Below are 14525 nucleotides of genomic sequence, written 5' to 3' on the forward strand. Positions count from 1 at the left end.
ATGACCGCAACCCCCGCGCAGACCCCTTGGCAGATCATCGACCGGCACTCCCTGCGCGACGAGGCGGCGCTGGTCAAATCGCTCATTGTGGAAGCGGGGCTGGATGCGGCGCAACGCGCCCGCATCACTGCCGCCGGGGCCGACCTTGTACGCCGCATCCGCGCCAGCGTGAAGCCCGGTCTGATGGAGGTTTTCCTTGCCGAATACGGCCTGTCGACCGACGAAGGCATCGCGCTGATGTGCCTGGCGGAGGCGCTTCTGCGGGTGCCGGACGCCGAAACCATGGATGCGCTGATCGAAGACAAGATCGCGCCGTCGAACTGGGGCAAGCATCTGGGGCAGTCGGCTTCGTCGCTGGTGAACGCCTCGACCTGGGCGCTGATGCTGACCGGCAAGGTGCTGGACGATCGCGAACCGGGCGTCGTCGGCCATCTGCGCGCCGCCGTGAAGCGGCTGGGCGAGCCGGTGATCCGCACCGCCGTTTCGCGCGCCATGAAGGAGATGGGCCGCAACTTCGTTCTGGGCGAAACCATTGAGCTGGCCATGAAGCGCGCCCGCGAGCTGGAGTCAAAGGGCTATACCTACAGCTACGACATGCTGGGCGAGGCGGCGCGCACCGAGGCCGACGCGCGGCGCTATCACCTGAGCTATTCCAAGGCGATCACCGCCATCGCCGCCGCCGCGACCACCGGCGACATCCGCAGCAATCCCGGCATTTCGGTGAAGCTCTCGGCACTGCATCCGCGTTACGAGGTCGCCAAGCGCGCCCGGGTGATGGAGGAACTCGTCCCCCGCGTCCGCGCGCTGGCCGGGCTGGCCAAGGCGGCCGGTCTTGGCTTCAACATCGACGCCGAAGAGGCCGACCGTCTGGCGCTGTCGCTGGAGGTGATCGAGGCCGTGCTGTCGGATCCGGCGCTGAAGGGCTGGGACGGGTTCGGCGTTGTGGTGCAGGCCTATGGCCGCCGCGCCGGCGCGACGATCGACTGGCTTTACGCGCTGGCCGAAAAGCTGGATCGCAAGATCATGGTCCGTCTGGTGAAGGGCGCCTATTGGGACGCCGAGGTGAAGCGGGCGCAGGTGATGGGGCTGGACAGCTTCCCGGTCTTCACCCGCAAGCAGGCCACCGATGTCAGCTACATTGCCAACGCGAAGAAACTTCTGGGCCTGACCGACCGGATCTATCCGCAATTCGCCACCCACAACGCCCATACCGTTGCCGCCATTCTGGACATGGCCACGGACAAGCGCGCCTTCGAATTCCAGCGCCTGCATGGCATGGGCGAACGTCTGCATGACATCGTGCTGACCGACAACCAGACCCGCTGCCGGATCTACGCGCCCGTCGGCGCGCATCGTGACCTCTTGGCCTATCTCGTCCGCCGCCTGCTGGAAAACGGCGCGAACTCATCCTTCGTCAACCAGATCGTCAACGAGGACGTCAGCCCCGAAACCGTCGCCGCCTGCCCGCTGACCGCTATGGAGACGGTGGCGGCGCTGGCCAATCCGGCCATTGCCACCGGGCCGTCGCTGTTCGGCGCCCGCGCCAACTCCAAGGGCTTCGACCTGACCGACTCCGGCGATCTGGACGCCATCGAGGCCGCCCGCGCCCCCCACATGGAGCGGCTTTTCGAAGCGGCACCGCGAATCGCCGGTGCCATGGCCGGGGCGGAGCGGCTGGAGGTGAGGAACCCCGCCACCGGCGCCTTGGTTGGCCATGTGCTGACGGCGGGCGAGCCGGATGTCGACACCGCCCTGCGACTGGCCGAGCCCTGGGCTGCAGCGGCCCCCGAACGCGCCGCCGTCCTGCGCCGCGCTGCCGACCTTTATGAGGAAAACTTCGGCCCGATCTTCGCGGTTCTGGCGCGCGAGGCCGGCAAGACTGCCGCAGACGCCGTGGCCGAACTGCGCGAAGCCGTTGATTTCCTGCGCTATTATGCCGATGGTGCTGCGGGCCTTGTGAACCCCGCACGCGGCACCTTCGCTTGTATCTCGCCCTGGAACTTCCCGCTGGCGATCTTCTCGGGCCAGATCGGCGCGGCACTGGCCGCCGGCAATGCCGTTGTCGCTAAACCGGCCGAACAGACCCCGCTCATCGCGCATGTGGCAGTCGGGCTCCTGCATCAGGCGGGCGTGCCGGCCAGCGCGCTGCAACTTCTGCCCGGCGACGGGCGCATCGGCGCGGCAATCACCCGCGACCCGCGTGTTGCGGGCGTGGCCTTCACCGGCTCGACCGAAGTGGCGCTGCTGATCCGCAAGGCGATGGCGGAAAACGCCGACCCGACTGCACCCCTGATCGCCGAAACCGGCGGCCTGAACGCGATGATGGTCGATTCGACCGCGCTGCCCGAACAGGCGGTGCGCGACGTGCTGGCCTCGTCCTTCCAGTCGGCGGGCCAGCGCTGCTCGGCGCTGCGCTGCCTCTATCTGCAAGAGGATGTGGCGGACCACACCCTTGAAATGCTCTACGGCGCGATGGATGAGCTGGCTTTGGGTGATCCGGCCAACCTGTTCACCGACGTTGGCCCGGTGATCGACGAGGAGGCCCGCAAGGGCATCGCCGATTACGTCGCCGCGGCGCGTGCCGAAGGCCGGGTGCTGAAGGAAATGACCGCCCCCACCGCGGGCACCTTCATCGCCCCCACCGTGATCCGCGTCAAAGGCATCGCGGATATGGGCCGCGAAATCTTCGGCCCGGTGCTGCATGTCGCCACCTTCCGGGCGGGCGAGATCGACCGCGTGGTGCAGGCGGTCAATGCCACCGGCTACGGGCTGACCTTCGGCCTGCATACCCGCATCGACGACCGGGTGCAGGCCGTCGTGGATGCGCTGCAGGTCGGCAACACCTATGTCAACCGCAACCAGATCGGCGCCGTCGTCGGCAGCCAGCCCTTCGGCGGCGAAGGTCTGTCCGGCACCGGCCCCAAGGCGGGCGGCCCGGAATACCTTGCCCGCTTCACCAGACCCGCGACGCCCGCCGCCGGTCAGGACGACCGCGAGACTCCCGAAGCCGACACTGCCGCCGCCCTGCGGCTGGATCGCGCCACGGCGCATCCCGAGCGCGCGCTGGTGCTGCCCGGCCCGACGGGCGAGTCGAACAAGCTCAGCCTGGTGCCCCGCGCGCCCGTGCTGTGCCTTGGTCCCTCGGCGGCAACGGCGCTGGCCCAGGCCGAAGCCGTCCGCGCCCTCGGTGGCCATGCGGTCGAGGCCCCCGGCCTTTCGCCGCTGGCCCTGACCCGGCTGGACGGGTTCTCCGGCGCGCTCTGGTGGGGCGACAGCGAGGGCGCCCGCGCCCGCGCCCGCGCGCTTGCCGCCCGCAAGGGCCCGATCCTGCCCCTGATCGGCGCGCTGCCCGATGCCGGCCACGCCATGCTGGAACGCCATGTCTGCATCGACACCACGGCCTCGGGCGGCAATGCCCAGCTCCTGGCCGAGGTCTCGGGCAGCTGATCCTTCATCTGTTCGAAAATATCCTCGGGGGGTGAGCGCGGCACGCGCGAGGGGGGCTGAAAGCCCCCCTTCTTCGCTTGACGCCCGGGGCGGGATCAGAAACTCTGCCGCCATGTTCCCGATCCGCGACCACAACCCCTCGGGCCGCACGCCCTATGTGACCTTCGCCCTGATCGCGCTCAACGCCGTGGTCTTCCTCGGCTACTGGACCTCGCTCAGCGATTTCCAGATCGACCGCCTGTTCATGACCTGGGGGCTGGTGCCGCAAAGCCTGATGCGGGGCGAGGGGCTGGCCAGCATCGTCACCTCGATGTTCCTGCATGCGGGCTGGATGCATATCCTTGGCAACATGCTGTTCCTGTGGATCTTCGGCGACAATCTGGAAGACGAGATGGGCCATGGCGGCTTTTTGCTGTTCTACCTGCTGGCGGGTCTTGCCGCCGCCCTGGCCCAGGTGGCGATGGACCCGCTCTCCACCATTCCCATGGTCGGGGCTTCGGGCGCGATTGCCGGGGTGATGGGGGGCTATCTGCTTTTGTTTCCCAAGGCGCGCGTCGACGTGCTGTTCATCTTCATCATCTTCTTTCGCATTTTCGCCATTCCGGCCTGGATCGTGCTGGGCGTCTGGTTCGCGCTGCAACTGTTCTCCGGCCTTTCGGTGCCGGGCGATATGGGCGGGGTGGCCTATTGGGCGCATGCCGGCGGCTTTGCCGGCGGGCTGATCCTTGGCCTTCCGGCTTTCCTGCGCCGCGGGGGGCGGAGCTATTGGGCCCGGACCGCGGGGCATCCGCCGCACCCGCAGGCCGCCTATCCGCTGTCGCGCTCCAACATCCCGCGCGTCCCGCGGCGATGAGGGGAAGCTGCCATTGCGGCGCGGTCGTGCTGGAGGTGGCGCTGTCTGACGGCCTCGCCACCGCCCGACGCTGCGATTGCAGCTATTGCCGCCGGCGTGGCGCGATTGCGGTTTCCGCCCCGCTTGCCGGTGTCACCGTGCTGCAAGGCGTTGAAAACCTGACGCTTTACCAGTTCGGCACCCGCACCGCGAAGCACTGGTTCTGCAAGACCTGCGGTATCTACACCCATCACCAGCGCCGCTCGAACCCGCAGGAATTCGGCGTCAATGTGGCGATCCTGGCGGGTGTCAATCCGCGCGATCTGGGCGAGGTGCCTTGGGTTGACGGGGTCAATCACCCGTCCGACCGCACCCCCCAATAAGGCGCCGCGCCAAGCGGCAAGGGGCCAAGGCTCATGGTGCCGTCGCGGGCGACCAGCGGCAGGGTCAGCACCTCGGGCTCGCCGCCCTGTTCGGCCATCACCTCCAGCCCGCGGGTCAGGGTCGGGGCGAAATCAGCGGTGATCGTGCCAGTGGCAACCAGAAGCGGTGGCAGAAGCCGCCAGTTCTCGACGCGAATGTCGATCTGGCCGGCGGCGAACCCCGCAGCATCGGCGGCAAGCTGTCCGGTGGCCGAGAGGTTCAGCTCTCCCCAGACAAGGCGGGAGGCGGTCAGGTCAAGCTGCTGCAGCGCAGGCCGGGTTTCGGCGGCGTGGCGGTCGATGGCGGCTGAAAGGTCGGCTGTGGCGTCGAGGTAGCCTTCGGCGATCTCTGCCGGCAGGCCGGCCCCTGCCGCCCAGACCGCATCCAGCCCGAGACCACTTAGCTTTGCCCCGATCCGGTAGCCATGTTCGCGGGTCTGGTCGGCACGGATCGACACCACCACCCGCTCCGCCCCCCGCATCCCGCCAAGCCCCGGCGCCAGCGCCAGCGCCTCGCCTTCGGCCACCGCCTCGGCAAGCGCCAGATCGCTCCCCGGCACCAGCAGCAGCGACCCCATCATCCGGGTGCCGTCCAAAGTCACCTCGCCCCCCGGCAGGCGGAACACCTGCCCGCCGGGCAGGGCCGCGATCAGATGCCAGGGTTTCCAGGTCATCGCAAAGACCTGCGCGAACGGCGCGCGCCAGCCGAGACCCGTGGCCGGATCGCCAAGCTCTGGTTCGCTGACCGTCAGGTCAAAGCGATTGGGAAAGCCCGCGACAGTCATATCCGCATAGCCCGCCTCGATGCCGCGGGCGGCCTGAGCGGCAAACCACTCCTCTGCCGCCGCCTTGACCCCGCGCGAGCCGACCAGCCACCAGCCGCCCCAAAGCCCGGCCAGCACCACCGTCACCCAGATCAACCCCCGCATCGACAGCCCTTCCCATTTTCGCGCCGCCTTTCTACACCATCGCCTGACAGGGGGGCCAGCGATGGCGCATGACATGTGGGTGTTTGGCTATGGCAGCCTGATCTGGAACCCGGAGTTTCCGGTGGCCGAGCAGGTGATCGCGCGCGCGACGGGCTGGCACCGCAGTTTCTGCATGCGCTCGATCCACCACCGCGGCACCGAGGAAAACCCCGGCCTCGTGCTGGCGCTCGACGCCGATCCGGGGGCGCATTGCGACGGCGTCGCCTTTCGCGTGGCGCCGGGGGCCGAGGACGCCACGCTGCACGGGTTGCGCGAGCGGGAGCTGATTTCGTCCGCCTATCTCGAGCGCTGGCTGCCGGTCGATCTGGCGGACGGGCGGCAGGTGGAGGCGCTGGTGTTCGTCATCGACCCGCACCATGTGCAGTATTGCGGCGGCTTGCCGCTGGAAGAACAGGCCCGGATCATCGCCGAGGCGGTGGGCGGGCGCGGGCCGAACCGCGATTACCTGTTCTCCACCGCCCGCCATCTGGCCGAGCTGGGCATCGGCGATAATGATCTGGAATGGCTCGCCGCCCGGGTGCTGTCGCTTTAGTTTTTCTTGGCAACCCCCGCCTGCCTGCTATTGTCGCCTCAGAGCAGAACAATCGGGCAGGAAAAATGCGCAAAGCCGCCCCCGAAGCGAGTTTGAGGTTCAGCCAACCCATTCGGCAGATCGTCACCATGCTTGTGGTGTCGGGGCTGGTGATGGCGGGGGCCTGGCTGATCCATGAGACGGTTTTTGGCATCATCGGCACCAACCCCTGGCTGAACGGGTTCATCGCCGGGGTGTTCCTGCTGGCCGTCGCCACCTGCTTCTGGCAGGTGTTCATCCTGGTGCAATCGGTCAGCTGGATCGAGGCCTTTGCCCGCCATGACCCCGGCTCTGCCGATGCGCCGGCGCCCTTGCTGCTAGCGCCCCTGGCGCAACTGCTGCGCAGTCGGGGGGCGCGGTCGAACCTGTCGGCTTCCTCCACGCGCTCCATCCTTGAATCGGTGGCGACGCGGATCGACGAAGCCCGCGACATCACGCGCTACCTGATCAACCTTCTGATTTTCCTTGGCCTTCTTGGTACCTTCTACGGGCTGGCCACCACGGTTCCCGCCGTTGTCGACACCATCCGCAGCCTTGCGCCGCAAGAGGGCGAAAGCGGGCTGGATGTGTTTTCCAAGCTGATGGCGGGGCTGGAAAGCCAGCTGGGCGGCATGGGCACGGCGTTTTCCTCCTCGCTGCTCGGCCTGGCCGGGTCTTTGGTTGTCGGGCTGCTGGAGCTGTTCGCCGGCCACGGGCAGAACCGCTTTTACCGCGAGCTTGAGGATTGGCTGTCCTCCATCACCCGCGTCGGCTTCACCTCGGGCGAAGGCGAGGGTGACGCGCCGCCGCTGGCCGGGCTGATCGACCATCTTGGCGCGCAGGTCGAGGTCTTGCAGACCATCGCCGCCCAAGGCGAACAGGACCGCCGCGCGCTGGATGACCGGCTGGCCTCGTTCGGCGAGGCGCTTGAACGCATCGCGGCGCAGGGCGAGACAATGGCGGCCCAGACTGCCGCATTGACCCGCATCGCCGCGGGGCAGGATCGCCTGATCGCCGCGCTGGCCGGCGCCGAAGGCGGGGCGCATTCCGATGCCGAAAGCCGGATGCGGCTGCGCTCGATCGACGTGCAGCTTCTGCGCATCCTTGAGGAAATGACGGCGGGGCGGGCGGAATCCACCGCCGACTTGCGCGCCGATCTCACCGCGCTGACCGCCGCCGTGCGGCAGTTGGGCCGGGGGCACTAGATGGGTCTGTCGCGCCGCCGTGACAGTTCGATGATCTGGCCCGGCTTCGTCGATGCCGTGACCACGCTGCTGATGGTGATGATGTTCGTCCTGACCATCTTCACTGTCATGCAGGCGGTGCTGCGCGACACCATCACCACCCAAGGCAACGAACTGGCCGAACTGAACGCGCAGGTCGCGCAACTGGCCGATGCGCTGGGGCTGGAACGCGCCCGCGCCGACAGCCTGCAGGCCAGCCTGACCAATGCCGAGGACCGGATCGGCGATTTCGAGATACAGGTCCGGGGCCTTCTGGACGAACGGGATGCTGCATTGGGCGATGTCGCCCGGCTTGGCGATGAGAAATCGGCGCTGGAAGCGGCGCTGGCCGGTGCCCGCAGCGAGATTGACGCTGCCGCCGAGGCCGCCCGTCTGGCCGCCGCCCGCCGCGAGGCGCTGGAGGCGCTGGTGGCCGACCTGCAGGCCAAGGGCAAGGCCGATGCCGCCGCGCTGGTCGCGGCTGAGGCAAAGATTTCCGAGGCCGAGGCGGCGCGTCTGGTCGACGCCGCGGCCCTCGCCGCGCTGCGGGACAAGCTGAAGGCCTCGGACGATGAGCTTGCCGCCCTGACCCTTGCGCTTGAAGCCAGACGCAAGGAGGCCGAGGAGGTGCTGACCCTGCTGGCCGCCGCCCGCGCCAAACCGCCGGAGGGGGCGGAAAAGGGCACGCTTCTGGATGTCGCGAAGGCCACGCTGAGCGAAGAGCAGGAAAAGGCCATCGCCGCCGAACGCAAGCTGGCGCTCTTGAACGAACAGATCGCCGCCCTGCGGACCCAGCTTGGCCAGTTGCAGGGCCTCCTGGAAGCCTCCTCGGCCCGCGATGCCGCCGCGCAGGTGCAGCTGGAAAACCTTGGCAGCCAGCTTAACGCGGCGCTGGCACAGGTCGCCGCCGAACAGAAGCGACGGGCGGAGCTGGAGGAAGCCGAGCGCAAGCGGCTGGAAGCCGAGAACGCCGATCTCGCCCGCTTCCGCAGCGAGTTCTTCGGGCAATTGTCGCAGGTTCTGGCCGGGCGTGAAGGGGTGCGCGTGGTGGGCGATCGCTTTGTCTTTTCCTCCGAAGTGCTGTTCACCCCCGGCGCCGCCGATCTTGCCGCCGAAGGGCGGGCGCAGATTGCCGGGGTGGTGGCGACGCTGACCGAAGTGGCTGGCCAGATCCCGCCCGGCATCGACTGGATCATCCGGGTCGACGGCCACACCGACAACGTGCCGTTGTCGGGCGCGGGCGCCTTTGCCGACAACTGGGAACTCAGTCAAGCCCGCGCGCTGTCGGTGGTGCGCTACATGGTGGCCGATCTGGGCTTTCCGCCCGCCCGGCTGGCGGCCACCGGCTTTGGCGAATTCCAGCCGGTCGCAACCGGCGACAGCGCCGAGGCCCGCGCCCAGAACCGGCGGATCGAGCTGAAGCTGACAGAACGCTGAACTCGCAACGCCGTGATTGGGTCCGGGCCGGTTCTGTGCTAGGCTGGCAGGTAGTTGCTGCCACCTAGGACGACCGGGGTGACTGCTGGCCCCGGCCTTCCGCGAAACCGGAGGACGCAAATGCAGAGAACCATTGGAAATCCGCTATCCTGGACCATGCATATCCTGGGATCGGCGGCAGATTATGTCGGGGTGATCGTTGCCCCGGCCGCCGATCCGGATGCCCGGCCGCAGACCCGCAGGCTGACGCTTTCGGACCTTGGCCTTGTCCTGCGCAAGGGCTGGGCCGATCTGGGCGCGATGCGCTCGGACATCATGTTCGTTTGCCTGATCTACCCGGTGATGGGGGCCGCGCTTCTCGGTCTGGCCGCGCAGGACGATCAGGCGCATCTGATCTTTCCGGCGCTGTCGGGCTTTGCCCTGATCGGGCCGGTCGCGGCGCTGGGGCTGTACGAGATCAGCCGGCGGCGCGAGGCCGGGGTGCCTGTCACCTGGCTGGCGCTGTTCGACGTGCTGTATTCGCCGCGCTTTCCGCGCATCCTGATGCTGAGTTGCTTCAACGGGGTGATCTTCATCGCCTGGATGCTGTTGGCGAACACGATCTATGACGTGACGCTGGGACCGGAGCCTCCGGCCAGTCTGGCGGCGCTGGTGCGCGCGGTGGTTTCAACGCCCGCGGGCTGGGCGCTGCTGGGGATCGGCGGCGCGGTCGGTCTGGTGCTGGCCATCGCCGTGCTGGCGGTGTCGGTGGTGTCCTTTCCGCTGCTTCTGGACCGTGATGTCAGCTTGCCAGTCGCGGTGACGACCTCGGTCAAGGTGGCGCGGGACAATCCCGTGGTGATCGGGGCCTGGGGCCTGATCGTGGCGCTGGGGCTGGCGCTGGGGATGCTGCCGATGCTGGTCGGGCTGATCCTCGTGCTGCCGGTGCTCGGCCATGCCACCTGGCACCTCTACCGGGCCGCGGTGGTGTGACGCGCCCCACCGGCCGCCGCTGGGGCCGGGCTTCATCGGCTGGGCCGACGGCAAGGCCGGCCCATCAGGCGCAGGCCCGCCCGCCAACGAAAAACCCCCGCCGGTCTGGCGGGGGTTTGCTTTGGGTCGGACCCCTTATTCCGCCGTCAACAGCGGCGGCTTCTGGCCCGTCAGCCGCGGCTTTTGCGGTTCCTCATAGCTCAGCAGCAGCGCGCCATCCCTGACGCCGACATGAACGGTGCCGCCCTTGGTCAGCTTGCCGAACAGAAGTTCCTCGGCCAGCGGCTTCTTGATGTATTCCTGAATGACCCGGCCCAAGGGACGCGCGCCCATCTTGTCGTCATAGCCCTTTTCACCCAGCCAGTCGGCGGCTTCGGGCGTCAGGTCGATGTGGACGTTGCGGTCGATCAGTTGCGCTTCAAGTTGCAGGACGAACTTCGTCACGACCTGCTGGATGATGTCGCGGCCCAGGGGCGAGAAGGCGATGACGGCATCCAGACGGTTGCGGAACTCGGGCGTGAAGATCCGTTCGATGGCGGCGGTGTCTTCGCCCTCGCGGCGCTCGCGCCCAAAGCCGATGGCGGCCTTGGCCATTTCCGAGGCACCCGCGTTCGAGGTCATGATCAGGATCACGTTGCGGAAATCCACCGTCCGGCCGTTGTGGTCGGTCAGCTTGCCGTGGTCCATCACCTGCAGAAGGATGTTGTAGACATCCGGGTGCGCCTTTTCCATCTCGTCCAAGAGCAGCACGCAATGCGGATGCTGGTCGACACCGTCGGTCAGCATGCCGCCCTGATCGAAGCCGACATAGCCCGGAGGCGCCCCGATCAGCCGCGAGACCGCGTGTTTCTCCATGTATTCCGACATGTCGAAGCGCAGCAGTTCCACGCCAAGGCTGGAGGCCAGTTGCTTGGCGACCTCGGTCTTGCCGACCCCGGTCGGGCCGGCGAACAGATAGTTGCCGATCGGCTTTTCCGGCTCGCGCAGGCCGGCGCGGGCAAGCTTGATCGCCGAGCACAGCGCCTCCACCGCCTTGTCCTGGCCAAAGACCACGCGCTTCAGCGTGCGCTCCAGATCGCGCAGGGTTTCGGCGTCGTCCTTCGACACCGATTTCGGCGGGATGCGGGCAATCTTGGCCACCACCGCCTCGATCTCCTTGATGCCAAGGGTCTTGCGGCGCTTGCCTTCGGGGAACAGGTGCTGGGCCGCCCCGGCCTCGTCGATCACGTCGATGGCAGAGTCGGGCAATTTGCGGTCGTGGATGTAGCGCGCCGCCAGTTCCACCGCCGACTTGATCGCGTCATTGGTATAGCGCAGGTCGTGGTGGTCTTCGAAATGCGGCTTCAACCCCATCAGGATCTTGATGGTGTCGGGCACCGAAGGCTCGTTCACGTCGATCTTCTGGAACCGGCGCGACAGGGCGCGGTCTTTTTCGAAGTGCTGGCGGAACTCCTTGTAGGTGGTGGAGCCCATGCAGCGCAGCTTGCCGCCCTGCAACGCCGGCTTCAGCAGGTTCGAGGCATCCATCGCCCCGCCCGAAGTGGCGCCGGCGCCGATCACAGTGTGGATCTCGTCGATGAACAGGATGGCGTCGGGGTGATCCTCCAACTCCTTGACCACCTGCTTCAGCCGCTCTTCGAAATCGCCGCGATAACGGGTGCCGGCGAGAAGCGCGCCCATGTCGAGCGAAAAGATCGTGGCACCCGACAGGATGTCCGGGGTCTGCTTGTCGACGATCTTCTTGGCCAGACCTTCGGCAATCGCGGTCTTGCCGACGCCGGGATCGCCGACCAGCAGCGGGTTGTTCTTGCGGCGGCGGCACAGCACCTGAATGGCGCGCTCCACCTCGGCCTCGCGGCCGATCAGCGGGTCAACGTCGCCCTTCAACGCCTTGACGTTCAGGTCGACGCAATATTTCGACAGGGCGCTTTCCTTGGCCTCGCCGGCTTCGCCCTTGGGCGTCTCATGTTCTTCCGCGCCAGTCACCGGGCGGGCCTCGCCATAGGAGGGATCTTTCGCCACGCCATGCGCGATGAAATTCACCGCGTCATAGCGGGTCATGTCCTGTTCCTGCAGGAAATAGGCGGCGTTCGACTCGCGTTCGGCAAAGATGGCGACCAGCACATTGGCGCCCGTCACCTCGTTGCGGCCCGAGGATTGCACATGGATCGCCGCGCGCTGGATCACGCGCTGAAAGGCGGCGGTCGGCACGGCTTCGGAGCCTTCGACATTGGTGACAAGTGTCGACAGATCGTCGTCGATGAAATCCACCAGTGTCTTTTTCAGTTCTTCAAGATCGACGGAGCAGGCCTTCATCACGCGGGCCGCGTCGGGTTCGTCGATCAGCGCCAGCAGGAGGTGTTCCAGCGTGGCGAGTTCATGTCGGCGCGCATTGGCCAAAGCCAGCGCGGAATGGATAGCCTGTTCCAGCGTGGTCGAAAATGACGGCACCTTGATGTGCTCCTGTTTTCAGGGCCGGGGAGGGCGGCAGCCCGAACCGACCGTGGCCTCATAAGGTAAAGGATCGGTTTTCTAGGCCGGGTTTCAAGCCCTAATTGCGCTTCTTTTTGCGTGGGGCTGCAAAATTGATCGTGGGTTGCAGATGCGACTCAGATTGTGAAGCTGACCCGGTCCTTTGCGGGCAGTTTTCGCCCCGCGCCGGGGGGCGGCACGGCGCCAGAGGGCCGCGCGGCGGCGGGCTGCGCCCTGGCTCAGAACCGGTCCTTGCGCGCCCGGATCTCGGCGAAAACCTCGGCATCGGGCGCGTCCGGCATGCCCACCGCCATCTTCACTTCGGCCAGGCCCGCGCGCAGAAACGGGTTGGTGGCAAGCTCCTCTTCCAGCGCCACGGGAACCGAGGGCAGGCCTTCACCCCTTGCCCGCGCCACCTCGTGCTGGCGCATGGCAAGGCGGGGGTTGGCGGGCTCGATCGTGGCGGCGAAGCTGAGGTTCGAGGCGGAATATTCGTGGCCCGAACAGATCAGGGTATCCGGGGGCAGGGCGGCAAGCTTTTGCAGCGAGGCCCACATCTGCGCCGGCTGCCCTTCGAAAAGCCGCCCGCAGCCGCCGGCCATCAGGCTGTCGCCGGTGAAGCACAGGCCCGACCGGGCGAAGTGAAAGGCGATATGGCCGACGGTATGGCCGGGCACGTCGATCACCACACCCTCTTCGCGGCCAAGCGACACCTGATCGCCATCCCAGAGCGACCAGTCGAGGCGGGGCAGGCGGTGGCGGTCGGCCTCGGCGCCCCAGACCCTTGCCCCGAGCGTGCCGCCGCTTGCCGCCCGCAGTGCGGCAACCCCGGCAATGTGGTCGTCATGGTGGTGGGTCAGGAAAACATCCGTCAACCGCCATTCGCGCCGCGCCAGTTCGGCAAGGATCGGCCCGGCTTCGGGGGCGTCCACCACGCCGGTTGCGCCGGAAACCGGGTCGTGGATCAGATAGGCGTAATTGTCCTTGAGGCAGGGCACGACGGCAAGTTCAAGCGGCATGGCATTTCCCACGGTTCCGGGTATCTTGGCCGCAGGATGATCCGAAGGACGGCCCGCTGCAATGCACCTTGATGTGCTGGACCTGCGCAATTTCTACTACCGAACCCAGCTGGGACGCGTCGCGCAAAAGGCGATCCGCGATCAGGTGGTGGCGATGTGGCCGCCCTTGGCGGGGCAGACGGTGGCCGGCTTCGGCTTTGCCGTGCCGCTCTTGCGCCCCTACCTGGCCGAGGCGCGGCGGGTGATCGGGCTGATGCCGGGGCCGCAAGGGGTGATGCCCTGGCCTGCGGGCATGCAGAATGTCTCGGTGCTGTGCGAGGAGCATCTCTGGCCGCTGTCGACCGGGCTGGTGGACCGGCTGGCGATCATGCACGGACTGGAAGTTTCCGACGATCCGGCGGCGGTGCTGGACGAGGCGCACCGCGTCCTTGGTCCCGGCGGCCGGGCCTTGTTCATCGTGCCGAACCGGGCGGGCCTGTGGTCGCGCCGCGATGCCACGCCCTTCGGCTTTGGCCGGCCCTATTCGGCCAGCCAGCTTGAGGCCCAGCTGAAGCGGCACGGCTTCACCCCCGAGCGCAACCTGACCGTGCTGCACGCGCCGCCCAGTCAGGCGCCGTTCTGGCTGCGCACCGCACAGGTCTGGGAGCGGGTGGGCCGCGGCCTGCCGTGGCTGTCGGGCGGGGTGCTGATGGTGGAGGCGTCAAAGCAGGTCTATGCCCCGACGCGCGGCGGGCTGGCCGAGCGGGTCAGAAAGCCGGTGCGGATCTGGGAAGGCGCGGCCCAGCCGGTCGGCAGCCCGAAACAGGGACAAGCGTCGCGGTAGCGCGGCGGCGCATCGCCCGCCCGCCGCAGCGGACGCCAAAGGGCCTCGGCCTGCAAGGGATCCGGTGTCATTGTCGGCGCCGGTTCCAGGGCCTTGCAGGGCGCGTCGTGAAAGGGCTTTCGCCCGGCGCAGCATGCCCACGACAGGGCCTGAAAATCGCAACGCTGCGCGGGGCAGATCGAATCAAGCCCGGATTTGCCGCGGCGACGCCATCCGGGCCTGCGCGCCGGTTCGGCGGACCATTCCGGGGTGATAGCGCTAGCCATCCGGCGGTTTCGCGCCATGCCCGCAGGCCCGGCCTTGACCCCACCCGAAAAGGCCCGTTTGCCGCATGCTTTT

11 protein-coding genes are annotated in these 14525 nt (G+C 67.6%); 8 read left to right on the forward strand and 3 right to left on the reverse strand.

The window, feature by feature from the left end:
• The 3 genes from putA to G4Z14_RS10420 all read left to right on the forward strand — a co-directional run bounded on the left by putA (position 1) and on the right by G4Z14_RS10420 (position 4662).
• Positions 1–3447: a bifunctional proline dehydrogenase/L-glutamate gamma-semialdehyde dehydrogenase PutA gene (gene putA / locus G4Z14_RS10410; protein WP_164625422.1), complete on the forward strand. Its 3447-nt coding sequence runs from the start codon at positions 1–3 to the stop codon at positions 3445–3447.
• Positions 3448–3559: 112 nt separating this feature from the next.
• Positions 3560–4300, forward strand: coding sequence for a rhomboid family intramembrane serine protease (locus G4Z14_RS10415; protein WP_164625424.1), 741 nt, complete (start codon positions 3560–3562; stop codon positions 4298–4300).
• Entirely contained in the window at positions 4297–4662 is a 366-nt protein-coding gene (locus G4Z14_RS10420; protein WP_164625426.1) for a GFA family protein, read from the forward strand. Before G4Z14_RS10415 ends, G4Z14_RS10420 begins: the two co-directional genes overlap by 4 nt.
• On the opposite strand, the gene G4Z14_RS10425 is transcribed toward G4Z14_RS10420, so the two are convergent.
• Positions 4635–5630, reverse strand: coding sequence for a DUF2125 domain-containing protein (locus G4Z14_RS10425; RefSeq protein WP_164625427.1), 996 nt, complete (start codon positions 5628–5630; stop codon positions 4635–4637). The two genes, G4Z14_RS10420 and G4Z14_RS10425, sit on opposite strands and share 28 nt — an antisense overlap.
• Positions 5631–5691: 61 nt before the next feature.
• On the opposite strand from G4Z14_RS10425, the gene G4Z14_RS10430 reads away from it, so the two are divergent.
• From G4Z14_RS10430 to G4Z14_RS10445, 4 genes are all read left to right on the forward strand, one after another.
• Positions 5692–6222 (forward strand): gamma-glutamylcyclotransferase, encoded by a 531-nt coding sequence (locus G4Z14_RS10430; protein ID WP_227751647.1) that lies wholly within the window; start codon positions 5692–5694, stop codon positions 6220–6222.
• Positions 6223–6287: 65 nt separating this feature from the next.
• Entirely contained in the window at positions 6288–7445 is a 1158-nt protein-coding gene (locus G4Z14_RS10435) for a biopolymer transporter ExbB (RefSeq protein ID WP_164625429.1), read from the forward strand.
• Positions 7446–8900 carry a peptidoglycan -binding protein gene (locus G4Z14_RS10440; RefSeq protein WP_164625431.1) on the forward strand — a complete coding sequence of 485 codons (1455 nt, stop codon included), beginning with the start codon at positions 7446–7448 and terminating at the stop codon, positions 8898–8900.
• Positions 8901–9056: 156 nt separating this feature from the next.
• A complete protein-coding gene (locus tag G4Z14_RS10445; RefSeq protein ID WP_227751648.1) occupies positions 9057–9872 on the forward strand; it encodes a DUF2189 domain-containing protein in 816 nt (271 codons plus the stop codon).
• 135 nt (positions 9873–10007) lie between these two features.
• Here the strand turns inward: G4Z14_RS10445 and clpA are convergent, their stop codons facing one another.
• On the reverse strand, positions 10008–12323 hold the full coding sequence (clpA, locus tag G4Z14_RS10450; protein WP_164625435.1) for an ATP-dependent Clp protease ATP-binding subunit ClpA: 2316 nt from the start codon (positions 12321–12323) through the stop codon (positions 10008–10010).
• A 260-nt stretch (positions 12324–12583) separates the two neighbouring features.
• Positions 12584–13363, reverse strand: coding sequence for a hydroxyacylglutathione hydrolase (gene gloB / locus G4Z14_RS10455; RefSeq protein WP_164625437.1), 780 nt, complete (start codon positions 13361–13363; stop codon positions 12584–12586).
• A 61-nt stretch (positions 13364–13424) separates the two neighbouring features.
• Between gloB and G4Z14_RS18890 the strand changes: the two genes are divergently transcribed.
• A complete protein-coding gene (locus G4Z14_RS18890) occupies positions 13425–14186 on the forward strand; it encodes a class I SAM-dependent methyltransferase (RefSeq protein WP_227751649.1) in 762 nt (253 codons plus the stop codon).
• Positions 14187–14525 lie beyond the last annotated feature (339 nt).

Source organism: Tabrizicola oligotrophica, from assembly GCF_011008935.1.
Lineage (GTDB): Bacteria > Pseudomonadota > Alphaproteobacteria > Rhodobacterales > Rhodobacteraceae > Tabrizicola_A > Tabrizicola_A oligotrophica.